This window comes from Leisingera sp. M658, assembly GCF_025144145.1.
Taxonomy (GTDB): domain Bacteria; phylum Pseudomonadota; class Alphaproteobacteria; order Rhodobacterales; family Rhodobacteraceae; genus Leisingera.
Window position 1 is genome coordinate 3,175,217 of the sequence record NZ_CP083546.1, and the last position, 22,437, is coordinate 3,197,653.

The following is a 22,437-nucleotide window of genomic DNA, read 5'->3' on the forward strand; positions in this document are numbered from 1 at the left end:
ATGTTTGATGAATATTACTTCATCACAGCACTAAGGGAAACACACGGCGATGCCGCAACCCGGCATGCCGGAGTACTGGCGGCACCTAAGTCAGCCCCTGCGCGGTGCAAGCCCTGCGCAGGGCCGCACAAAACCGCTGGGCGGCGGCCGAAAGCCGGTGCTCCCGCCGGACACACAGACCCACGGGGCCAAGGGTGCTGTCCGTATTCAAGGGCAACGCTGCCATGCTGCCAGCCTCCAGCTCCGGCCGCACCACACCGTGGCTGATGATCCAGATCGCCTGATGCGCCAGGACAAAGCGCCTCCCGAATGTGGCGGAAACGGTTTCGATCGGAAACCTGGGCAGTGCCAGCCCCTGCTCAAGAAACATCCGCTCAACCATCGGCCGGATGATCGATCCTTCAGACGGCATCAGCACCGGGTAGTCCTCAAATGCTGTAGGCGGCACATGCACGGCGCCAGCCATAGGATGGTTCCGCGCGACAACAACGGCCACCCGCTCGCGGTACAGCGGATCGAATTCCACGCCCGCCATGGCTTCCGGCGCAGGCATCCTGCCAACCACCAAATCAAGCCCGCCCCGGCGCAGCTGGTCGATCAGGTACTGATTGCCTCCGGACATCAGCATGAACCGCCCCGGCGCGCCACCGCAGCGCAGTTGCGCCAGCGTGTCAGGGACCAGATCGGCGGCGACGGTGGGCAGTGCGCCAATGGAAACCAGCGGTCCATCTGCCGCGTCCAGGCCACGCAACAGCGCCACCCCGTCGCGAGCCAACGCCAGGCTGCGCCCGGCATGATCCCGGAACAGCTCGCCATACCCGCTGAGCCGGATACCGCGGCCATGCTTTTCGACCAGCGGCTTGCCGCAAACTTCCTCCAGTTCGCGCAGCGCCCGTGTCACCGCAGGCTGGGTCATGCCCAAGGCCCCCGCGGCCTGGGTGACGCTCATCTTGCGGGCCACTTCGACAAACACCTCAAGATGGCGCAGTTTCAATGAAGACGATAGCCGCATATCATTCCGGTTATGATTACATGTATGATTCAAGATTATACAGCTCAGCTCCGGTATGCGATACTTTATCCAGCACAGGGAGACCAGGATGACGCAGCAGGACCGGTACAGCCAAGGCATGCAAATCAGGCGCAAGGTGCTTGGCAACACCCATGTGGAGCGCGCCGAAGCCGGCAAAACCGCGCTGGACGCCCCCTTTCAGGAGCTGATCACCGAAGCGGCCTGGGGCACGGTCTGGGCCTCTGACCGGATTTCGCTGCGGGAGCGGTCCATGCTGACATTGGCACTGCTGGCTGCCACTGGGAATTTCGACGAGATTCCGATGCACATCCGCGCCACCGCCCGCACCGGCGCCAGCCAGGAAGATGTGCTGGAGGCCTTCCAGCATGCGGCCATCTATGCCGGGGTGCCGTGCGCAAACCGTGCCCTGAAGCTGGCCAAGGAAACCTATGCCGAAATGGCCGCTGAGGGAGGGAAACCCGCATGAGCACACCGCCGAAACAGGGGGAGTTCTACCAGCGCGACCACCGCTGGCATCCGCCCGCGCTGTCGCAGGATTACAAGACCTCGGTCACCCGTGCGCCGCAATATCCGCTAATCAGCCTGGAAAACACCGCCAGCGAGATCACCGGCCCGGCGTTTGGCCACAAAGACATCGCTGCCACCGACAATGACCTGCTGTCCAACTTTGCCCAGCCCGGTGAAAGCCCGATCGGTGAGCGCATCATCGTGCATGGCCGGGTGCTGGATGAAGACGCGCGGCCGGTGCCGAATACGCTGGTGGAGATCTGGCAGGCCAATGCGTCCGGCCGCTACCGGCACAAAAAGGACACCTACCTCGGCGCGCTGGATGCGAATTTCGGCGGCTGCGGGCGGGTCCTGACGGATGAAAACGGCTGCTACCACTTCCGCACCGTGAAACCCGGCGCCTACCCCTGGCGCAACCGGGTGAACGACTGGCGGCCCGCGCATATCCACGTCTCGGTCTTTGGCACCGGCTTTGCCCAACGGCTGATCACCCAGCTCTACTTCGAGGGCGACCCGCTAATTGCCCGATGCCCGATCGTGAACACCATCCCGGACCCGGAGGCGGTGGAAATGCTGATCGCGCGGCTCGACATGAATGCAACCATTCCGCTCGACACAATCGCCTACCGCTTTGACATCGTGCTGCGCGGGCGGCGGTCCACCCTGTTTGAAAACCGGTTGGAGGGAAATTGATGCGTCAGCGTTTTGATTATCTGAAAGAAACCCCCTCGCAAACCGCCGGGCCTTATGTCCACATCGGCCTCGCACCCGGTGCTGCGGGGTTCCGGATCTACGATCAGGAACTTGGCTGGGACATTGCCAGCCCCAACGCCGAGGGAGAACAGATCAGGGTCGAGGGCATGGTCATCGACGGCACTGGCTCGCCGGTCAAGGACGTGCTTCTGGAGGTCTGGCAGGCCAATGCGAACGGCGTCTATGCTCACCCCAAACATGGCGGCGCGGTCGAAGACGGTTTTCGCGGCTGGGGCCGGGTGATCTCCGATTTTGAAACCGGAGAATGGGGGTTCGGCACCGTGAAACCCGGCCCGGTCATGGGCCGCAACAGCCAGATGATGGCGCCGCATATCAACGTGTGGATCGTGGCACGCGGCATCAACGTGGGGCTGAACACGCGGGTCTACTTTGAGGACGAGGCAGAGGCCAATGCCACCGACCCCGTGCTGAATGTGATAGAATGGGAGCACCGCCGCGCCACCCTGATTGCCAGGCGCAGCGAGCGGGACGGTTTGGCGATCTACCGCTTCGACATCCGCCTGCAGGGCGACGATGAAACAGTGTTTTTCGACATCTGAAGGGGATCAATCATGAGTAAACCCTGCATCATCTGCGTGGCCATCACCGGCTCGGTTCCGACCAAGAAAAACAACCCGGCAGTGCCCGTCACCATCGCCGAGCAGATCGAAAGCACCCAGGAGGCGTTTGAGGCCGGCGCCTCCATCGCTCATTGCCATGTGCGCAACGACGACCAGACGCCGACCTCGGACCCGGAGCGGTTCGCCCGCCTCATGGAAGGCCTGCACAAGCACTGCCCCGGCATGATCGTGCAGCTGTCGACCGGCGGCCGCTCCGGCGCCGGACACGAGCGCGGCGGCATGCTGCCCCTGCGCCCCGACATGGCGTCTCTGTCCGTTGGCTCCAACAACTTCCCTACCCGGGTCTATGAGAACTCTCCCGATCTGGTGGACTGGCTGGCCTCGGAGATGCGCACTTACGAAGTAAAACCCGAGATCGAGGCCTTTGACCTGTCGCACATCCACCAGGCGGTGAAAATGAACCGCGAGGGGCGCATTGCCGGCACGCTTTACGTGCAGTTCGTGATGGGGGTGAAGAACGCGATGCCCGTCGATAAGGACGTGTTCGACTACTACGTCAAAACCATACAGCGTCTGGCGCCGGAGGCCCAGTGGTGCGGCGCCGGTGTCGGGCCGGGGCAGATCCTGGTCAACGAATGGTCCATCGCCGCGGGCGGCCATACCCGCACCGGACTGGAGGACAATATGCGGCTCGACCGCGACACCCTTGCGCCCTCCAATGCCGCGCTGGTGAGGCGGGCAGCGGCGCTGTGCGAAACCTACGAACGCCCTGTCGCCACCTGGCAGCAGGCCCGCAAGATCCTGGAACTCCGGCCCGGCTGATGCCGCCCGCTTCGGGCCGCAGGCCCGAAGCCAAGCCCAAGACCGTCAGGCGGCCCGTCAGGGCAGCCGCGGGCGCGGGAGCCCCCCTTCTGCCTGGCTGGCCAACTGGCGCCGGTCAACTGGTGCTGGTCAACTCCCGCCGGAAAGATCCCTGAGGATCGGGCAATCCGGACGGCTGTCGCCTGCACAGCCTTTGACCAACTCTCTCAATGTGCCGCGCATCGCCTGCAGATCGGCGATCTTTTCCTCGATCTTTGCCAGATGCTCCAACGCCAGCTGCTTCACATCGGCGCTGGCGCGGGTTTCGTCCTCGTAAAGCGCCATCAGGGTGCGGCAGTCCTCGATGGTGAAGCCCAGCGCCCGGGCGCGGCCCAAAAAGGCCAGCTTATGCAGATCAGTCCCGGCAAAGCAGCGATAGCCATTGGCGCTGCGATGCGGTTTGATCAGCCCGATGTCCTCATAATAGCGGATGGTCTTGGCTGGCAGGCCGGAGCGGCGGGATACATCTCCGATATTCATGCGCGCACCTCCTGCTTGCCGGCCGCAAGGACCGCCGGCCCGGCCTGCCCTTCATCCAGGGCCGGTTTCAGGCGGCGCAAGCGCAGGGCATTGGACAGGACAAACACGCTCGACAGTGCCATTGCGCCTGCCGCAAGTGCCGGCGACAAAAGAGGCCCCCCATGAGGGTACAGAACCCCGGCCGCCACCGGCACCAGCAGCACGTTGTAGCCAAAAGCCCAGCCCAGGTTCTGGCGGATGTTGCGCATGGTGGCGCGGCTGACGGTCAGCGCGTTCACCACCCCGCGCAGATCACCCGAGACCAGCACCACATCCGCCGCCTCGATCGCCACATCGGTGCCGGTGCCGATGGCAATTCCAGCATCCGCCGCCGCCAGCGCCGGGGCGTCGTTTATGCCGTCGCCCACAAATGCCAGCGAACCATGCTCTGCCTGCAGCTCCAGGATCGCGGCAACCTTATCAGCAGGCAGGCATTCAGCTTTCACTGCATCAATACCCAGCCGCGCGGCAATCGCCTGCGCCGTCCCCAAAGCATCACCGGTGATCATTGCCACCTTCAATCCTTGGTCATGAAAGGCTTTGATTGCCGCCGGGGTACCCGGCTTGATCGGATCCGCCACCGCAATCACCGCCGCCGCCTGGCCGTCAACGGCGGCGAAAAGCGGGGTTTCGCCGCGCTCTGCCAGTTTCAGCCCCTCCGCCTCCAGCGCACCAAGCGCAATGCCTTCGCGCGCCATCAGCCGGGCGGCACCGGCCAGCACCACGCGCCCCTCGACCTCTGCGCGCAGGCCATAGCCCGGGATAGCCTTGAAAGCGTCCACCTTGGGCAGCCCCTTGCCCGCCGCTGCCGTGATAGCGCGGGCGATGGGGTGTTCCGACTGCGCCTCAGCGGCACCGGTCAGGCGCAGCACCTCGTCGCGGGTGAATCCTTCGGCGCAGATCAATTCGGTCAGCACCGGCCGGCCCTCAGTCAAAGTGCCGGTCTTGTCGAGCGCCACCACGCGTGCTTCCTGCAAGTGCTGTAGCGCATCGCCCTTGCGGAACAGAACCCCCATCTGCGCCGCGCGGCCGATGCCGACCATGATAGAGGTCGGCGTCGCCAGCCCCATGGCGCAGGGACAGGCGATAATCAGCACCGAAACACCGGCCACCAGGGCCAGCGGCAGGGCCGGCGCAGGGCCGAACAGAGACCACACCAGCACGGTCAGCGCCGCAACCGTGATCACTGCGGGTACGAACCACAGGGTGATGCGGTCGACCAGCCCTTGCACCGGCAGCTTGGCACCCTGCGCCTGCTCGACCATGCGGATGATTTGCGCCAGTACCGTGTCGCGGCCAACACGGGTGGCCCGGAATTCCAGCGCGGAATTGCCGTTGATGGTGCCCGCCGTCACTTCATCACCGCGGGACTTGGCGACGGGTACCGGCTCGCCGCTGATCATGCTTTCGTCGATGTAGGAGCCGCCGGAGGTGATCTCGCCATCCACCGCGATGCGCTCTCCCGGACGGACCCGGATCAGGTCGCCTGGGCCGATTTCTTCCACCGGAGTTTCAATTGCATCCCCGCCCGAGACCACCCTGGCGGTTTTCGGCTGCAGCCCGGCCAGCTTGCGGATCGCGGCGCCGGTGCGGCCCTTGGCGCGGGCCTCCAGGAAGCGGCCCGTGAGAATAAGGGCGACGATCACCACCGCCGCCTCGTAATAGACATTGGCGGTGCCCGCGGGCAGCAGCCTGGGCGCGAAGGTGGAAATCACCGAGAACCCATAGGCCGCGGAGGTCCCCAGCGCCACCAGCGCGTTCATGTCGGGAGCGCCGCGGAGCAAGGCCGGAAACCCCTTAGTATAGAACTGCCGACCCGGCCCGGCCAGCACCGCGGTAGCCAGGGCGAATTGCAGCAAGTAGCTGTTATGCGTGCCTATATTTTCCATAACCCAATGATGCAGCGCCGGGACCATGTGGCCGCCCATTTCGATCAGGAACACCGGCAGTGTCAGAAGCGCGGCGATCAGAACCTGCCGGCCCAGTGCGGAAATCTCATCCGCGTTGCGGCGGCCGGCCTGCTCCGCTTCATCCTCTGCCGCGCCGCTGAGACGGGCCGGATAGCCGGTATCCGACAATGTGCGGGCGAGATCGGCGGCGCGGGCCATGCCGGTTAAATAACGGATTTGTGCAGTCTCATTCGCCAGGTTCACGCTGGCCGATAGCACCCCCGGCACCGCCAGCAGCGCCCGTTCCACCCGGCCCACGCAGGACGCACAGCTCATACCGCTGATCACCAGGGAAGCTTGCGCCTCTGCCGCCGGATAACCCGCAGAGGCCAAGGCCCCGGTCAGATCCATCAGCGGAACCTCCGCGGCAGCCTCCACCTGGCCGGTGGCATTGGCGAGGTTGACGGAGGCGCTCTGCACGCCTTTGACCGCCGCCAAGGCGCGCTCAGCACGCCCTGCACAGCCCGCACAGCTGAGGCCGGTGATATTCAGTGAAATCCTGCTAAGTTCAGACATCGGAATCCTGCCGCTTCTGGTCCTTTGACAAGAGATATGAGGGTTCCAGCGAGGGGAAGGTCAAGACCCGGCATTCAATTTCCTTCCCATAACTGGAATCTTTCCAGCAAGCTGCTGGGAACCGGCAGTTTTTCATCACGCGGGAATGGCGCGGACCGTTGGCCGGCTGTCGCATTCAGGGCAAGGCCCGATACCCTGCTCCTGATAGTGTGCCGAGGCAAAGCTTGCGTGCGCCAGCCTGCAAATGTAACGCTGGGTCATTCCGGCCCGCGGCCTTGCTGCTGGCTACGCATTCAACCGGATCCGCTTCGCGGCGGCCCGGCCCCGCAGAATTTGGACGAAGGACCAGTCACATGATCAAGACCCGCGCCGCCGTTGCGGTTGCCCCCGGCAAACCGCTGGAAATCATGGAAGTGAACCTCGAAGGCCCGAAAGCGGGCGAGGTTCTGGTGGAAATCAAGGCAACCGGCCTGTGCCACACCGACGAATTCACCCGTTCGGGCGATGACCCCGAAGGCATTTTCCCGGCGATCCTGGGCCATGAGGGCGCAGGCGTCGTGGTTGAGGTCGGCGAAGGCGTCACCAGCCTGAAGCCGGGCGATCATGTGATCCCGCTGTATACGCCCGAGTGCCGCGAGTGCGAGTACTGCCTCAACCCGAAAACCAACCTGTGCCAGGCGATCCGCTCGACCCAGGGGCAAGGCCTGCTGCCCGACGGCACCACCCGGTTTTCAATGCAGGACGGCACCCCGATCCACCACTACATGGGCTGCTCGACCTTCGCCAACCACACCGTGGTGCCGGAAATCGCGCTGGCGAAAATCCGTGAGGACGCGCCGTTCGACAAGGTCTGCTACATCGGCTGCGGCGTCACCACCGGTATCGGTGCAGTGATCAACACTGCCAAGGTGGAAATCGGCTCGCGGGCTATCGTGTTCGGCCTCGGCGGCATCGGCCTCAACGTGATCCAGGGCCTGCGGCTGGCCGGGGCTGACCAGATCGTTGGTGTCGACCTGAACCCCGGTAAGGTGGAAATGGCCACAAGGTTCGGCATGACCGATTTCGTCAATCCTGCCGAGGTCGAGGGCGACTTGGTGGCGCATCTGGTCGAGGTGACCGGCGGCGGTGCCGATTACACCTTTGACGCGACCGGCAACGTCAACGTGATGCGCACCGCATTGGAAGCGGCGCACAAGGGCTGGGGTGAATCGATCATCATCGGCGTGGCGCCCGCCGGTGCCGAGATTTCGACCCGGCCGTTCCAGCTGGTCACCGGCCGGTCCTGGCGCGGCACCGCCTTCGGTGGCGCCTCGGGCCGTACTGACGTGCCCAAGATCGTGGACTGGTACATGGACGGCAAAATCGAGATCGATCCGATGATCACCCACAAGCTGACCTTGGATCAGATCAACGAAGGCTTCGAGCTGATGCACGAAGGCAAATCCATCCGCGCCGTGGTGGAATTCTAAGCCCTATCCAGTTTGCAAACAGCAAAACGCAGGCCCCTGGGCCTGCGTTTTCGTTTCCGCAGCAAGGCTGAAAACCTGCCGCCATAAGCCGGATCCGGCCCTGTGGAGAGCGTCAGTTTTCGAAGGCGGTCTCCACCGCGTCCAAGCTGACATCATACCCCCAAAGACGGCGCAAGTGCTTCAGCACCTCTTCCTGATCCTCCTCATCCAAATGAATGCCATCCCGCACAGTATGGGTCAGCTTCAATTCCCGGTCACCGCGCAGATCCGCGTCTGTCACCTGAATATCAGGTTCCAAGTAAGCCAGATCATACTGTTTTGCCAAATCGCGGCGGATCGCCTTGTATCCCGCGCGGTTATGGATCTGGCTCACCACCAGGTTGGGCAGGTCGGCGTCATTGGTCAGCGTGAACAGCTTGAACTTACGGATCAGATGCGGCGACAGGAACTGCTGGATAAAGCTCTCATCGCGGTAATTCGCCCATGCATCGCGCATCACTTTCCGCCAGTCGGGATCACCGGCGAAATCGGGGAACCATTCGCGGTCCTCATCAGTCGGGTCCTGACAGATCCGGCGGATGTCCTGCATCATCGCAAACCCCAGCGCATAAGGATTAAGACCGGAGAAACGCGGATCGTCAAATTCCGGCTGCAGCACCACATTGGTGTGGCTGTGCATAATCTCCATAAAGGCGCCTTCGGTGATTTGGCCCTGCTCAAAAAGCTTGTTAATGATGTAGTAATGCACGAAGGTCGCGCAGCCCTCGTTCATCACTTTGGTCTGTTTCTGCGGGTAAAAATACTGCGCCAGCATCCGCACGATGCGCAGCAGCTCACACTGCCAGGCCTCCAGCACCGGGCTGTGCTTTTCCAGGAAATAAAGCACGTTCTCCTGCGGCAGATTCATCTGCTTGCGGCGCGCACTGAAATCAGCATCCTCGACCAGTTCCAGCTTGTCGCGGCCCAGGGTTGTGTCGGTCCAGATATCCAGCACGCTTTGGCTGCTTTCATACCCTTCGCGCACCTTTTGCATCGCCACCAGCTCTTCCGCGGTCGGCTTGGGCGGGCGTCCGTAGCGGAACACGCCTTGGGATTGCAGCGCATGGGCCGCGTCCAGAATCTCTTCGACCGCACAAGGGCCATACCGTTCCTCGCAAGCGGCGATGTAATTCTTGGCAAAAGCCAAGTAATCATGAATACCAGCGGCATCTGTCCACTGCTGAAACAAATAATTGTTCTTGAAGAAATGGTTATGCCCGAATGCCGCATGCGCCATCACCAGCGTCTGCATCGCCATGGTGTTTTCTTCCATGTTGTAGCTGATGCAGGGGTTGGAATTGATGACGATTTCATAGGCCAGACCCTGGCGGCCAGTGCGGTACAGTGCCTCGTCGCGGGCGAAATGCTTGCCGAATGACCAATGCTGATACATCAGCGGCAGGCCGACACAGGAATAGGCATCAAGCATCTGCTCAGCCGAAATGATTTCGATCTGATTGGGATAAACATCCAGCCCAAGGTCGCCCAGCGCGATCTCCTCAATCGCGTCGCGCGCTGTTTCCATCAATTCAAAGGTCCATTCCGGCCCGTCGAACAACGGCTTGCGCGCCTTTTCAGCTGCCTGCATACTGCGCCCCTTTCACCTTGGGGAGGAAGAACTCCCGGAAAATCGGATAGATGTGGCCGGGTTGCGAGACACGCTGCATTTCAAAATGCTGCGCCTGGCCCTTCACGTCACGGTAGTTCTGCCACAGGTCTTCGCCTGCTTCGGGATTGTTCAGCAGCATTTCCGCCGCCTCATCGACGATTTCCACATAGGCATAAAACTGGCTGACCGGCAGCAGTTCGTTCAGCAGCAGATTTTTGCAACGCACCGAGTCATTGCCGAAGTTCTCGCCATCCGAGGCCTGCGCGCCGTAGATGTTCCATTCATCCGGCGGATAGCGCTCTTCGATGATCTCCTTCATTTTCTCCAGCGCGGTGGACACAATGGTGCCGCCGGTTTCCCGGGCATAGAAGAAGGTTTCCTCGTCGACTTCCTGAGCGTGATGGGTGTGCCGCACAAACACCAGTTCGGTGTGCTCATAGCAGCGTTCCAGGAACAGGTGCAGCAGCAGGAAGAACCGTTTGGCCAGATCCTTTTCCCTTTCCTGCATGGAGCCTGAGACATCCATCAGGCAGAATACCACCGCACGGGAATTGCGGATCTTTTCCGGCACAAAGGTATCATACCGCAGGTCCAGCGGGTCAATATAGCCGACGACCTTGCGCTTGCGGAGAATGCCTTCGAGTTTCTTTTGCAATTCGGCCAGAAATGCCTCTTGCGGCGGGCTGCGTTCCTCCAGCGCTTCCAGCTCGGCGATCTGCTCTTCCAAGTCCCGCTGCGACTTGGTGGTCGGACGCTGCAACGCGATCCGGCGCCCCAGAGAATTGCGCATGGTGCGCACCAGATTGAGGTTGTTGGGTGTGCCCGCAGTGGTCAGGCCGGCCCGGCGGGTGCCGATGGTTTCGGTCTCCACCGTGGCCTTTTCCACCAGGTCCGGCAGCTCCAGCCCTTCAAACAGGATTTCCAGGTATTCTTCCTGCGTGAGTGTGAAGGAAAATTCGTCCGCACCATCCCCGTCCTCGGAGGCCTTGCGGCCGCCCTCGCCCGCACCGCCGTCCGGGCGTTTGATGGTGTCGCCGACAACAAAATCCTTGTTGCCGGGCAGAACATGACGGCGCATGCCGCCCTTGGAAGAGTGAAAGAACCGCGGCTCCTTCAGCCCTCTGGTCGGGATAGTGACCTTTTCGCCTTCGTCCGGGACGCCGCTTCCGCTTTGGATCGATTTCCCCCGGACCGACTGGTCGACGCGTTCTTTAATGTTCTCCCGGGCCCGCCGCAGGAACCGCTGGCGGTTCCCGAGGCTCTTGCCCTTCGGATTGGCGCGCCTGTCGATGAAATGATGCATATGCCACAGCGCTCCTCTTTAGCCCGCCTTGTTAACGCGCATGTACCATTCGACCAGACGCCGCACTTGGCGGTCGGTATAGCCATGGCTGCGCATACGCTCGACGAACTCCTGATGTTTGCCTTCGGTCTTGCTGTCCTTCTTGCTGCCGAAACTGATCACCGGAAGCAGCTCCTCGACCTGGCTGAACATGTGTTTTTCAATCACATCGCGCAGCTTTTCATAGGAGTTCCAGGCCGGGTTTCTGCCGGTGTTTGCGCGATGGCGCAGAGCAAATTTCACGACCTCGTTGCGGAAGTCCTTGGGATTGGCGATGCCAACCGGCTTTTCGATCTTTGAAAGCTCCGCATCCAGCACTTCGCGGTTATAGAGCTGACCGGTATCAGGATCCTTGTAATCCTGCTCTTCGATCCAGGCATCAGCGTAGGAGATATAGCGGTCAAAGACGTTCTGGCCGTACTCCGTATAGCTTTCGAGGTACGCCTTCTGAATTTCGTTGCCGATGAACTCTTCATAACGCGGCGCCAGTTCCGTCTTGATGAACTCAAGGTACTTCTGCTCGGTCTCCTGCGGAAACTGCTCGCGCTTGATCATCTGCTCCAGCACATACATCAGATGCACCGGATCCGCTGCCACTTCGTCCGTGTCGAAGTTGAAAGTAGTGGACAGCACCTTGAAGGCGAAGCGGGTTGAGATGCCGTTCATCCCTTCGTCCACGCCGGCGCGGTCCTGATACTCCTGCACGGTCTTGGCTTTGGGGTCGGTGTCCTTCAGGCTTTCGCCGTCATAGACCCGCATCTTGGAGTAAAGGTTTGAGTTCTCATGCGGCTTCAGGCGGGTCAGCACCGAGAAGCGGCTAAGAATCTTCAGCGTCTCCGGCGCACAGGGCGCATCCCGCAATTCGCTGAACTCGATCAGTTTTTCGTAGATTGAGGATTCATCCGAGACCCGCAGGCAATACGGCACCTTGACGATAGACACCCGGTCGATGAAGGCCTCGTTGTTCTTGTTATTCTTGAACGACTGCCATTCGCTCTCGTTGGAGTGCGCCAGGATCAGGCCGTTAAAGGGGATCGCACCAAAGCTTTCGGTGCCCATATAGTTGCCTTCCTGGGTCGCCGTCAGCAGCGGGTGCAGCATCTTGATCGGCGCCTTGAACATCTCGACAAATTCCAGAACACCCTGGCTCGCCCGGTTCAACCCGCCGGAGAAGCTGTAGGCATCCGGGTTGTCCTGGCTGAAATGCTCCAGCTGGCGGATATCAACCTTGCCAACCAGCGTAGAGATGTCCTGATTGTTCTCATCACCCGGCTCCACTTTGGCCACGCAGATGCGGCGCAGGCGGGAAGGGTACATGCGAACAACAGAAAACTTGTTGATATCGCCTTCAAATTCATCCAGCCGCTGGACGGCCCAAGGCGACATCAGCCCCGGCAGCCGGTGCTGGACAATGCCGTATTCCTCTTCCAGAACCTTGCCCATGCGGACAGGATCAAACAGGCCCAGCGGACTTTCGAAAATCGGCGAGATCTGATCGCCGGCTTTCAGCACATAGATCGGCTGTTCTTCGACCAGGCGCTTCAGCCGCTCCGCCAGAGACGATTTACCGCCGCCGACCGGGCCCAAGAGATAAAGGATCTGCTTTCGCTCTTCCAGGCCTTGCGCGGCGTGGCGGAAATAGCCGACGATCCGTTCGATGGTGTCTTCCATGCCGTAGAAGTCGTGGAAAGCGCTGTAGCGCTTGATTGTCCGGTTCTGAAAGATCGGCCCGAGCCGCGCGTCCTTGGACGTGTCTACCAGTTCCTCTTCGCCAATTGCCTTCAACATCCTCTCGGCGACGTTGGCGTACATGCTTGGATCGTCGCGGCAGGCGTTCAAATAATCCTGCAGCGGCATCTCCTGCTCGCGGGTTTCGCCGTACTGCTCTGCAAAAAGTTCGGCAATGTCTTTCATCTTGAATCAAGCCTCCTGGTTATCTGGCGCCGTTCCTCCTGGCGTTTTAGGTCGCGAACAGACAGACTGCGCCCGGTACGTGGGCATGGATGTCCGCGTTAGTGTTGAGTTCTGATTTCTGCTCGGCGCCGTTTCTGGCGTTCTACGTCCGGCTGGCCGCTCTTTGCGGCGGCCTGCGCCCGGATACCAGGCTGGCGGCGTGTTGCTTACTCTCAAGCTTACACCAATTACGTACTTCTTACTATCTGAAAGTGGTGTACTTTTAATTAATTGCCAGAAACTTTTGCGGGAAATTTTCATCACATCGCGGCGATCACTGTTGTTGCGGCCGCCTTACGCGCCGCGGCAAATCAAGAGCCTCCAGCCGCGCGTCCACTGTTGATCAGAGGGGTGCTGGGGGCTTTCCCCTACTGCTTCTGAAGTCCAGGCAACAGGGTTAGCAGTGCCTACGGCAAGGCAAAACGGCCAATTCTCCCGCGCCAGCCATACGTCCGCCCCATATCACGGCTGCGTGAAAAAGCTTAGAAATTCTGCGGCACTCAGGACACGGTTGCCGCCCAAACTGCATGAATCCCGTCCCTGATGCACTGGACAGGACAATAAAAATCATCACAGTATGGCCTCAAAATGGCCGCAAAAGACGGCCGATGGGCAAACGTACAGGCAACGGAACGACGCGGCACCCGCCAGATTACGGCGGCGCAGCGCACAGATGAGTGGTATTACAATGAGCACGGTCGCATTTATTACCCGCGATATGGCGGGCACTACACAGCATGGGAACTTTTCCGAAGGCACCCCGGCACGTATTGACGCCGCCCATGCCAAGGATATCTCGCTGAACCTCAGCCCTGCTGATGTCGAAAGCTATTCCCGCCAGGGCGGCAACCTGCACATCACCCTGGCCGATGGCCAGGAACTGGTGATTGAGAACTACTATTCCTACGGCTCATCCGGCGGGAAGAACCTGTTCCTCAGCCAGGACGGCGAATTCACCGAAGTTGTCCTGGAAGACAAATCCAGCGGCATGCTCTTTGCCACATACGAGCCGCTGGATCTGACCGGAAAGTGGAGCGCCTACGATGAGATGGTGTTCCTGGACGTTGACCGCATCGAACCGGTGGTTGCACCGCTGGCCGCGCCGCTGTTCGGCGGGCTGGGTGCGGCCGGGGCCGCGGCGGGCGTCGTTGGTGCGGCTGTAATTGCCGGCGGAGGCGGCGGTGACGGCGGCGAAGGGACAGGTGGCATTGTGCCAACGGTCGACAACCCCGATGCCAGCTACCCGGTTTCTGACTCCACCACCGAACCGGTGGTTATCACCGGCACCGGTGCGCCTGGATCCGATGTGACTGTCAATGTCGGAACCTCCACAGCCACCACAACCGTTGATGACGACGGCAATTGGAGCGTCAGCTTCCCGGTCGATGATCTGCCGGAGGACGGCAATTATGACACAACTGTGCATGTGGTTGACCCGAACGGGACTGAGTTCGATCTGGATGGCCCCGCCGTCGTAATCGACACGGTTGCCACTGTCGGCCTCGACGAGGGCCAGGCAGGCGGCGACGACATGATCAATGCCGCCGAAGCAGCTGATGGCGTTACCCTGACCGGAACCGCCGAAGCGGGCGCCACAGTGGAAGTCACTTTTCAGGGTGTGACCCGGACGGTTACCGCAACCGAAAGCGGGACTTGGAGCGCTGACTTTGCAGCTTCGGAAATTGCCTCCGGGGAATACGACTCAGAAGTCAGCGTCACCGCGACCGATACTTTCGGCAATACGGACAGCGTCACCGGCACAATTCGCGTAGACACGACCACGGCCGTAGACATCGACAATGGACAAGCGGGCGGTGATGACATTGTCAGCAACGCCGAAGCTACCGCTGGTCTGACATTGACCGGAACCGGCGAGGCCGGCGCAAGTGTCAGCGTCACCGTTGAGGGCGTGACCCGCACCGCAACCGTGGATGCAGACGGCAACTGGGCCGCAGACTTCGAAGCCGGCTCCCTGCCTGCCGGTGAATACGACACCACTGTCAGCGTGACCTCCACCGACGAAGCCGGCAACACGGCAACCGCCACGGCGGATCTGCATGTGGACACTGTGGTCGATCCCCTCACCCTGAATTCCGGCAGCATCGAAGGCGACAATATCGTCAACGAGACCGAACGCAGCGACGGGGTGACCCTGACCGGCACGGTTGAGCCCGGCTCGACGGTTGTTGTGCAACTGGGTGATGCAACCGAAACTGCCACAGTTGATGCCGATGGCAATTGGAGCGCATCCTTTGCTGCCGCTGACATTGCTGAGGGCAGCTACGATGCAGCGGTGGTTGTGTCCGCCACGGACGCCGTGGGCAATACGTCGGAAATCACTGACACTCTGGCCATCGACACCGAGGTGGTGCCTTTCACCTCGGACAGCGTGACCGATGATGATGTGGTGAGCCTCGCGGAAAGTGCTGCGGGCCTCTCGATGTCCGGCACCGTCGAACCCGGATCGGCAGTACAAGTCACCATTCAAGGTGTAACCCGGGACGCGCTGGTGGATGCGGACGGCAACTGGACTGCCGAGTTTGAACCCGGCGATCTGCGCGAAGGCACCTATGAGGCCACAGCCGAAATTACGGCCACCGACCCGGCAGGCAACACGCAGACCCTGACCGAGGGCTTCAGCGTCGACACCGAATACGATGCCCCCAACATTGGCGACGTGATCAGCACCGGCACCAGTGTCAGCGGTGTTTTCAGCGACGATTTCGAGGCCGGCGACACAATCCATGAGCTGACCAGCACAGGCAGTGTCTCGGATGTCAGCGGCACCGAAACCGATCTTGGCAACGGCCAGACCCTGTACGACTTCGATGCAGACGTGCCGGACGGCTCGCATCTTGTTGTGAACCGGGTGGATGACGCCGGCAACAGCTCTGGCACAATGGTGGTGCTCGAAGACGGCGCCGGCGCATCTGTGCTGGATCATTCGGGCCTCTCGCAGTTCAACATCGACGAGCTGAACCTGGTTCATGCCGACGCCGTCGATCTGACCCTGACCGAGGCCGATATCAATGCGCTGTCAGGCAATTCCGACAAGCTCACTGTGCATGGGGAAGCTGACGACACGCTCACCATAACCGGGGCAACCGCCGCGGGAACCGAGACTGTCGATGGCGAGACGTACAATGTCTATACAATCGGCGATGACGGCACCACGCTGTCCGTGGATGAAGACGTCAACGTTGTGATCTGATCTATCGGCCCGGCAGTCATTTCTGCCGGGCCCAATACATCAAAAGCCTAAAACAAAAGGGCATATGGCAGGATGCAACCGGGACGCTTTTTTTGCGCCATCGCAGTGACGTGCAGCCTGTCGGCTTGCGCCCATACGCTGCCGTTCGGCGGCGGAGAAAGCGCAGAAACCGCGCCGCGCAGCAATTTCGCACAATCCGGCGAGGCCTCCTCCGAGGTGATCCACAAGCTGATGGAGCGCCGCTCCTTGCTGGCGCAGGACAGCGCCTATGGGCAAGTGGCCGAGGCCGCAATTGCCGCCTCTTCCCGCGCTGCCGAAGCAGAGCTGATCGGCGCCAAGCTGCGCGCCGAGGCGGCCTCAAAGAACTGGCTGCCAACCCTTGGCCCATCCGTCAGCCTGACCGATCTGGGGGATTTGGTGGCCGGCCTGCTGATTGAGCAGGTCCTGTTTGACAATGGCCGCCGCAAGGCCGAACGCGCCTTTGCCGCCGCCGATGTCGAAGTGGCCGCCGTCAGCCTGTCCGAGGACATGAACAGCCGCGTCGAAACCGCTGTCGGGCTGTATGCAGCGGCATTGCGCGGCGATGAAAAGGCCGCCTATGGCAACCGCGCCCTGCGCCGGATGCAGGAATTCCGCCGCATCGTGCAGGGCCGTGTCGACGGCGGCGTGTCGGACCGCGCCGACCTCAATGTGGTGGACAGCAAGATCAGCGGCATCCGCACGGCTACGGCCACCGCCCGTGACGCCGCCGCCACCGCACGCGCGGAATTGCAGGCGATGACCGGCCAGTCCTTTGCGCAGAAACCCTCGCATCTGGGCATAGCCACGCCGCCGGAGCAGGTGCAGTTCCTGGCCGTGCTGAAGGCCAGCGCCGAAGCGGACCGCACCATTGCCCAAGCCAAGTCCGGCCGCGCCGGGCTGCTGCCCCAGATTGCGGCCTCGGGCAATGTGACCTCCGACGGATCCGGTGCCGGGCTGACGCTGGGCGTTGGCCAGCCGCTGGGATTGGGCACACCCGCCGCCATTCAAGCGCTGGAGGCCACCAAGGAGGCCGCCACCCGCCAGATTGGCGAGACCGAAGAGATTGCCCGCCGCACCTACAGCCGCCAGGTCCAGCAAATTGCATCCTATCAGCGCCAGGAGGGCGAGACCGCCGCGCTGGTGCGCCGCAGCCGCGAGACCTACGGCCTGTTCCAAAAACAGTTCGAAGCGGGCCAGCGCCCGGTGATGGAGGTGATCCAGGTCTACGAAGAGCTGGTGCGCCGAGAACAAGCCTATATCGACGCGAAATATGAGGCGGTGCTGATTCAGCTGCAGCTGGCACGCGACCTGGGGCTGCTGGCCGATGGGGACAAGATTTGACCGACACGACCCAAAATCCGCCCCGCCCGCTGTCCGCTTCCGGCAAAAAGCCGGTGCTGCGGGCGGTGCCTGTATCCGGAACCGGAGCACCGGAGGCGATGCAGCCGGCCAACACGCCCGCCCCTGCGCCCGTCCCCGCTCCGGACGCCAATCCGCTGCCAAAAGCCCCGCCGCAGGACGCCCAGCCTGAAGTCGGCTCGTTGCTGGAGGGCGCAGCAACGCGCATTCAGCACCGCGCCAGCCTGATTGCCACCCTGGCCGCTCTGAAGGGCAGCGAAGTGCCGGTCAGCGACGTCGCCGCCTTTCTGTGGAGTGAAACACCGGGCGACCTGTCGCTGCATTCACTGGCCAAGGCGTTGCACACGACCGGGCTGCAGCCGAAGATCCTGGAAAAGCAAACCTTGAACCCGGCCCTCTGGCCTGCGCTTGCGGTCATGTCCGGCGGCCAATGCGTGCTGGTGCTGAGCCAGACCGAAGAAACACTGACCATCTACGACACCGCCTGCGCGGACAACCGCACCGAAGTGCCGCTGGGTGAATTCGGCCCCTATTTCACCGGCACCGTGCTGTCGGCCCGCCCCTCGCTGAAGCAGATGGCGGCGAAACACACACCGCAGATCGACCCCGGCCATTGGTTCTGGAGCGAGTTTCCGAAATACCGCCGCCAGGTGGGCGAGATCATGCTGGGATCGCTGGTCGCCAACATCCTGGCGGTTTCGGTCGCGCTGTTCTCGCTTCAGGTCTACGACCGCGTAGTGCCGCATCAGTCGCAAGCCACACTGTGGGTGCTTGCAGTCGGTGCCTTTTTGGCAATTGCGCTGGAGGCGATGCTGAAGCTGGCCCGCGCCCGGCTGACCGATGCCGCCGGCCGCCAGATCGAGCTGTCGGTGCAGCACAACCTGATGCGCCGCCTGATCGGCATGCGCTCGGACAAGAAGCCGCTGCCGCCGTCCGGCCTGTTTGCCGCGATGCGCGATTTCGGCTCGGTACGGGAGTTCTTTACCTCCTCCACCATCTCCACCCTGGCCGATATCCCGTTTATCGCGGTCTTCCTGCTGCTGGTTGCCTCCATCGCTGGGCCGGTGGTCTGGGTGATTGTCGCGGGCGGCGTTCTGATGCTGCTGCCTGCCTATTTCATGCAGAAGAAGATGATCGCCCTGACCCGCCAGACCCAGGGCGCCAATGCCAAGGCCGGGCGGCTGCTGCATGAGGTGGTGACGGAACTCGACACCGTCAAAACCCAGCGCGGCGAGGAACGGGTGCTGCGGCTGTGGGATGAGCTGAACACGCTGTCCTCCCATTCCGCGACTGAGCAGCGCAAGCTGTCCAGCGCCCTCACCTATTGGTCGCAAGGGGTGCAGCAGGCCACCTATATCACCGCTGTGGTGCTGGGCACGCTGCTGGTTTTCGCGGGTGAATTCACCGTCGGCACCATTATCGCCACCGGCATCCTGACCAGCCGCACCTTGGCACCGCTGACGCAATTTGCCGGCACTTTGGCGCGCTGGAGCAACGTCAAGGCCGCACTCGAAGGGCTGGATGCGATTGCACAGGCGCCGCAGGAGAAGGAGAAGGAACGCACCTACCTGCGCCGTCAGAAAATCGAGGGCCGGTTCGACCTGCGCGAGATCCTGTTTCGCTATGAGGACGACGCCGCACCGACGCTGGATGTGCAGGCGGTGGCAGTTACCCCCGGTCAGCGGGTTGCGGTGCTGGGTGTCAATGGCTCAGGCAAATCCACCCTTCTCAAGCTGCTGTCGGGGCTTTATGCGCCCGATCATGGCCGGATCCTGCTGGATGGCACTGACATGGCGCAGATCGACCCGCGCGACCTGCGCGCAAACATTGGATATCTCAGCCAGGACGTGCGCCTGTTTGCCGGCACCCTGCGCGACAACTTGAACCTTAACCAGCTGGAGCGTGATGACGACCGGCTGATGGAAGCGCTGGAGTTTGCCGGCCTCGGCGCCCATGTGCGCAACCACCACAAGGGTCTGGATCTGGAAATCAGCGATGGCGGCCATGGTCTGTCGATCGGCCAGCGCCAATCCATCGGCTGGGCACAGCTGTGGCTGCAGGATCCTTCGGTGGTACTGCTGGACGAGCCCACCGCTGCGTTGGACCAAACACTGGAGCGTACCCTTGTCAGCCGCCTGGAAACCTGGCTGGACGGCCGCACCGCTGTGATCGCCACCCACCGGATGCCAATCCTATCACTGACCAACCGCACCCTGATCCTGCAATCGGGCCGGATGGTTGTGGACGGGCCGCGGGACCAGGTCCTGGCCCATCTGGCCGCTGGAGAGGGCAAATGACCATGTCTTTGCACGACCCCTACGGCAACGCCGAGACTCCGCGCAGTGCCAGCCGCATCATCTATCTGGTGCTTGCCGCCTTGCTCACCTTCCTGATCTGGGCGGCTTTTGCCTCAATTGACGAAATTGTCCGCGGCGAAGGCCAGGTGGTGTCCTCATCGCGCGCCCAGATCGTTCAGAACCTCGAAGGCGGCATTCTGGCTGAACTCCAGGTGCGCCAGGGCGACATCGTCACCGCAGGCCAGGTGCTGGCCAAGCTGCAGGACACCAAATTCCGCGCCGCGGCTGATGAGCTGCAAAACCAGATCGATGCGCTCGAAATCAAACGCTACCGGCTGGAGGCGCAAATGAAGGGCGCCTTTGAATTTGCCGTGCCGGAGATGCTGGCGCAGCGCTCCCCCGGCATCCTTTCCTCTGAACGCGGGCTGCTGACTGCCCGCCAGACCGATTTCACCAGCCGCCGTGACAGCGCCAAACAGATCCTTGACCAGCAAAATGCCGAGCTGGCCAATATGGAGCGGCTCTACAAGCAGAAGATCGTGGCCTTGATCGAAGTGAACAAGGCCCGCAAACTGTCCACCGACGCCCGCGCCAAATACAACGAGATCGGCACCCAGGCAGAGCTGGAACAGGCCGAGGAATACTCCCGGACGTTGCGCGAACTCACTACCCTGCGCCAGGAACAACGGCTGGCGGTGGATCAGCTGAACCGCACCATCATCACCTCGCCGATGGCCGGTATTGTCAACAGCCTGTCCGTCACCACCATCGGCGGCGTGATCCGTCCCGGCGAAGAAATTCTGGAGATCATCCCGCTGGGCGAAGAGCTGTTTGTCGAGGCCCGCATCAAGCCGGAGAACATCGCCAGTGTACAGCCCGGCCAGGACGCCACGATCAAGCTTTCAGCTTATGATTACACCATCTACGGTTCCCTGCGCGGCAAGGTGGATTTCGTTTCCGCCGACACTTTCGAGGACGAACGCAATCCGCGCGCCGAACCTTATTACCGGGTAACCGTCCGGGTCGACAAATCCGGCTTTACCGAACGCCAGCAAACTATCGAAATCCGCCCGGGAATGCGGGCAACCGCTGAATTGCAGACCGGCGCCAAAACCGTGCTGCAATATCTGCTGAAACCGCTTTACAAGTCCCGCGAAGCCCTGCGCGAGCCTTGATGCCAAGGAAAACGCCTGCCCCCAGCACGGCGGCAGGCAGAAAGCGGTCCTGTCTCTGAATGGGGTCCCTAGCCCGCCCGCCGTATCAGATCCCGCAGCGTCGAATCCAGCGCCGTGCCAATCGACACCCGGCGGTTGCCCATCGCGGCCTTGGCCGAAATCACCGAAACCAGCCGCGGCGGCAATCCCGGGCGCATTTCCAGCACCGGCGAGCCTGAAGCACCGAAATCCACCAGGCAGGACATCACCAAGGTCCGGCTCTGCCGCGCCAGGACGCTGCAGGACCGCTCCAGATTGGGCCGGGTCGCATGCCTGCGGGTATAGGACAGAACCCCCAGGATATCCCCCCGCGCGGCGCCGCTGGACATTGTCAGCGGCTGAACCTGGCTGCCGCTGATCGGCCGGTCAAGTTTCAGTACCGCCAGATCGCTGCCGATCTGATGGGTTCCTGCAGGCCGGTACCGGTACTGCGGATGCATCACCGCTTTCACCACTTGCCGCAGGGCCACGGCCTGCCGCCCGGACAGGCCCGCTTCGAAGCGGATCGTGGACGGGTCAACCCGCGCCCCCGTCCTAGGATCGAACAGGCAATGCGCCGCTGTCAGCACCAAGTCCGGTGCAACCAGCGCCCCGGTGCACATGTTTTTGTTGGAGATGTTCAGCCGTCCCACGGCCTCCCACCCTTCCATTGATCTGACGTTGGACCGCGAATCATCCGCATCCACGCCATCGGGCATGCCCAATGACAGGCACGCCGCAATCGCAGCAATAAGAAGTCTCATTATCCACTCCAGCTTCCCACAGACGCATCGTTATTCAGGCGTGCGGCTGGAATGAGGCCCAATGTTGCCAGGCTGAGACAGATTCATGGACAGAATGTGGCAGCGTTAACAATTCCCTAACCCCCCGGTTATTGATGCTTAACCATGGCAAAAAAGCCCCCCGCAGCGCTAGGGAAAGTAAACAATTCGTTAATATTTTTTCCAAACCATGAACAAACAAAGAGAATTCCGCAGCCGTTCACCGGCTTGAGCCCCCTGGATCTGGACTGCACCCCCCCGAATCGAGGCTCCCGATTTTCTGATACGTTAATGTTTTTCGTGTTTTCGAAGCAGAACGTTGCACTGGGCACATCAGCCCGCTGGCAGCGAGACCGCCCAATTGGTTAACGCGATCTGTCCGGGACCGATGCTGCCTGCCCAGCTCATTTCTGGAAATTGCAGGTGTCTTAACAGATCGAAAA

Annotated in this window: 16 protein-coding genes; 9 read left to right on the forward strand and 7 right to left on the reverse strand. The window is 61.7% G+C overall.

Annotated elements, in window-relative coordinates; genetic code table 11:
• Positions 1–85: 85 nt before the first annotated feature.
• A complete protein-coding gene (gene pcaQ, locus K3724_RS15735; protein WP_259986871.1) occupies positions 86–1,012 on the reverse strand; it encodes a pca operon transcription factor PcaQ in 927 nt (308 codons plus the stop codon).
• A gap of 88 nt (positions 1,013–1,100) precedes the next feature.
• Between pcaQ and pcaC the strand changes: the two genes are divergently transcribed.
• Genes pcaC through K3724_RS15755 form a run of 4 tightly spaced genes read left to right on the forward strand, consistent with a single transcriptional unit; the run spans position 1,101 to position 3,696 of the window.
• Complete coding sequence (gene pcaC / locus K3724_RS15740; RefSeq protein WP_259986882.1) at positions 1,101–1,499, forward strand: 4-carboxymuconolactone decarboxylase; 399 nt, start codon at positions 1,101–1,103, stop codon at positions 1,497–1,499.
• A complete protein-coding gene (gene pcaH / locus K3724_RS15745; RefSeq protein ID WP_259986892.1) occupies positions 1,496–2,233 on the forward strand; it encodes a protocatechuate 3,4-dioxygenase subunit beta in 738 nt (245 codons plus the stop codon). Before pcaC ends, pcaH begins: the two co-directional genes overlap by 4 nt.
• On the forward strand, positions 2,233–2,853 hold the full coding sequence (gene pcaG / locus K3724_RS15750) for a protocatechuate 3,4-dioxygenase subunit alpha (RefSeq protein ID WP_259986894.1): 621 nt from the start codon (positions 2,233–2,235) through the stop codon (positions 2,851–2,853). The genes pcaH and pcaG overlap by 1 nt, the downstream gene beginning before the upstream one ends.
• Positions 2,854–2,865: 12 nt before the next feature.
• Positions 2,866–3,696, forward strand: a complete 831-nt coding sequence (locus tag K3724_RS15755; protein WP_259986896.1) for a 3-keto-5-aminohexanoate cleavage protein — start codon at positions 2,866–2,868, stop codon at positions 3,694–3,696.
• Between the two features lie 129 nt (positions 3,697–3,825).
• Here the strand turns inward: K3724_RS15755 and cueR are convergent, their stop codons facing one another.
• The gene (gene cueR, locus K3724_RS15760; RefSeq protein WP_259986904.1) at positions 3,826–4,215 is read right to left on the reverse strand and encodes a Cu(I)-responsive transcriptional regulator; all 390 of its coding nucleotides are present in this window, start codon (positions 4,213–4,215) and stop codon (positions 3,826–3,828) included.
• Positions 4,212–6,719, reverse strand: a complete 2,508-nt coding sequence (locus tag K3724_RS15765; RefSeq protein WP_259986906.1) for a heavy metal translocating P-type ATPase — start codon at positions 6,717–6,719, stop codon at positions 4,212–4,214. The genes cueR and K3724_RS15765 overlap by 4 nt, the downstream gene beginning before the upstream one ends.
• 356 nt (positions 6,720–7,075) lie before the next feature.
• Between K3724_RS15765 and K3724_RS15770 the strand changes: the two genes are divergently transcribed.
• Positions 7,076–8,188: an S-(hydroxymethyl)glutathione dehydrogenase/class III alcohol dehydrogenase gene (locus tag K3724_RS15770; protein WP_259992660.1), complete on the forward strand. Its 1,113-nt coding sequence runs from the start codon at positions 7,076–7,078 to the stop codon at positions 8,186–8,188.
• A 112-nt stretch (positions 8,189–8,300) separates the two neighbouring features.
• Here the strand turns inward: K3724_RS15770 and K3724_RS15775 are convergent, their stop codons facing one another.
• Genes K3724_RS15775 through K3724_RS15785 form a run of 3 tightly spaced genes read right to left on the reverse strand, consistent with a single transcriptional unit; the run spans position 8,301 to position 13,092 of the window.
• Entirely contained in the window at positions 8,301–9,815 is a 1,515-nt protein-coding gene (locus K3724_RS15775; RefSeq protein WP_259986909.1) for a SpoVR family protein, read from the reverse strand.
• Complete coding sequence (locus tag K3724_RS15780; RefSeq protein WP_259986911.1) at positions 9,802–11,139, reverse strand: YeaH/YhbH family protein; 1,338 nt, start codon at positions 11,137–11,139, stop codon at positions 9,802–9,804. Before K3724_RS15780 ends, K3724_RS15775 begins: the two co-directional genes overlap by 14 nt.
• Before the next feature lie 18 nt (positions 11,140–11,157).
• Positions 11,158–13,092 carry a PrkA family serine protein kinase gene (locus tag K3724_RS15785; RefSeq protein ID WP_259986913.1) on the reverse strand — a complete coding sequence of 645 codons (1,935 nt, stop codon included), beginning with the start codon at positions 13,090–13,092 and terminating at the stop codon, positions 11,158–11,160.
• 727 nt (positions 13,093–13,819) lie between these two features.
• Between K3724_RS15785 and K3724_RS15790 the strand changes: the two genes are divergently transcribed.
• The 4 genes from K3724_RS15790 (at position 13,820) to K3724_RS15805 (ending at position 21,194) form a co-directional block, all read left to right on the forward strand.
• Complete coding sequence (locus K3724_RS15790; RefSeq protein WP_259986915.1) at positions 13,820–16,342, forward strand: Ig-like domain-containing protein; 2,523 nt, start codon at positions 13,820–13,822, stop codon at positions 16,340–16,342.
• Positions 16,343–16,414: 72 nt separating this feature from the next.
• A complete protein-coding gene (locus K3724_RS15795; protein WP_259986917.1) occupies positions 16,415–17,704 on the forward strand; it encodes a TolC family protein in 1,290 nt (429 codons plus the stop codon).
• On the forward strand, positions 17,701–20,019 hold the full coding sequence (locus K3724_RS15800; protein WP_259986925.1) for an ATP-binding cassette domain-containing protein: 2,319 nt from the start codon (positions 17,701–17,703) through the stop codon (positions 20,017–20,019). Before K3724_RS15795 ends, K3724_RS15800 begins: the two co-directional genes overlap by 4 nt.
• Positions 20,016–21,194, forward strand: coding sequence for an HlyD family type I secretion periplasmic adaptor subunit (locus tag K3724_RS15805; protein WP_259986927.1), 1,179 nt, complete (start codon positions 20,016–20,018; stop codon positions 21,192–21,194). Before K3724_RS15800 ends, K3724_RS15805 begins: the two co-directional genes overlap by 4 nt.
• A 68-nt stretch (positions 21,195–21,262) precedes the next feature.
• On the opposite strand, the gene K3724_RS15810 is transcribed toward K3724_RS15805, so the two are convergent.
• On the reverse strand, positions 21,263–21,976 hold the full coding sequence (locus tag K3724_RS15810) for a serine protease (RefSeq protein ID WP_259986944.1): 714 nt from the start codon (positions 21,974–21,976) through the stop codon (positions 21,263–21,265).
• Positions 21,977–22,437 lie beyond the last annotated feature (461 nt).

What these genes read in the sequence shown, in the direction of transcription:
- pcaQ (WP_259986871.1), bottom strand. Translation starts at nt 1,012, where the DNA reads ATGCGGCTATCGTCTTCATTGAAACTGCGCCATCTTGAGGTGTTTGTC.
- pcaC (WP_259986882.1), top strand. Translation starts at nt 1,101, where the DNA reads ATGACGCAGCAGGACCGGTACAGCCAAGGCATGCAAATCAGGCGCAAG.
- pcaH (WP_259986892.1), top strand. Translation starts at nt 1,496, where the DNA reads ATGAGCACACCGCCGAAACAGGGGGAGTTCTACCAGCGCGACCACCGC.
- pcaG (WP_259986894.1), top strand. Translation starts at nt 2,233, where the DNA reads ATGCGTCAGCGTTTTGATTATCTGAAAGAAACCCCCTCGCAAACCGCC.
- K3724_RS15755 (WP_259986896.1), top strand. Translation starts at nt 2,866, where the DNA reads ATGAGTAAACCCTGCATCATCTGCGTGGCCATCACCGGCTCGGTTCCG.
- cueR (WP_259986904.1), bottom strand. Translation starts at nt 4,215, where the DNA reads ATGAATATCGGAGATGTATCCCGCCGCTCCGGCCTGCCAGCCAAGACC.
- K3724_RS15765 (WP_259986906.1), bottom strand. Translation starts at nt 6,719, where the DNA reads ATGTCTGAACTTAGCAGGATTTCACTGAATATCACCGGCCTCAGCTGT.
- K3724_RS15775 (WP_259986909.1), bottom strand. Translation starts at nt 9,815, where the DNA reads ATGCAGGCAGCTGAAAAGGCGCGCAAGCCGTTGTTCGACGGGCCGGAA.
- K3724_RS15780 (WP_259986911.1), bottom strand. Translation starts at nt 11,139, where the DNA reads ATGCATCATTTCATCGACAGGCGCGCCAATCCGAAGGGCAAGAGCCTC.
- K3724_RS15785 (WP_259986913.1), bottom strand. Translation starts at nt 13,092, where the DNA reads ATGAAAGACATTGCCGAACTTTTTGCAGAGCAGTACGGCGAAACCCGC.
- K3724_RS15790 (WP_259986915.1), top strand. Translation starts at nt 13,820, where the DNA reads ATGAGCACGGTCGCATTTATTACCCGCGATATGGCGGGCACTACACAG.
- K3724_RS15795 (WP_259986917.1), top strand. Translation starts at nt 16,415, where the DNA reads ATGCAACCGGGACGCTTTTTTTGCGCCATCGCAGTGACGTGCAGCCTG.
- K3724_RS15805 (WP_259986927.1), top strand. Translation starts at nt 20,016, where the DNA reads ATGACCATGTCTTTGCACGACCCCTACGGCAACGCCGAGACTCCGCGC.
- K3724_RS15810 (WP_259986944.1), bottom strand. Translation starts at nt 21,976, where the DNA reads ATGAGACTTCTTATTGCTGCGATTGCGGCGTGCCTGTCATTGGGCATG.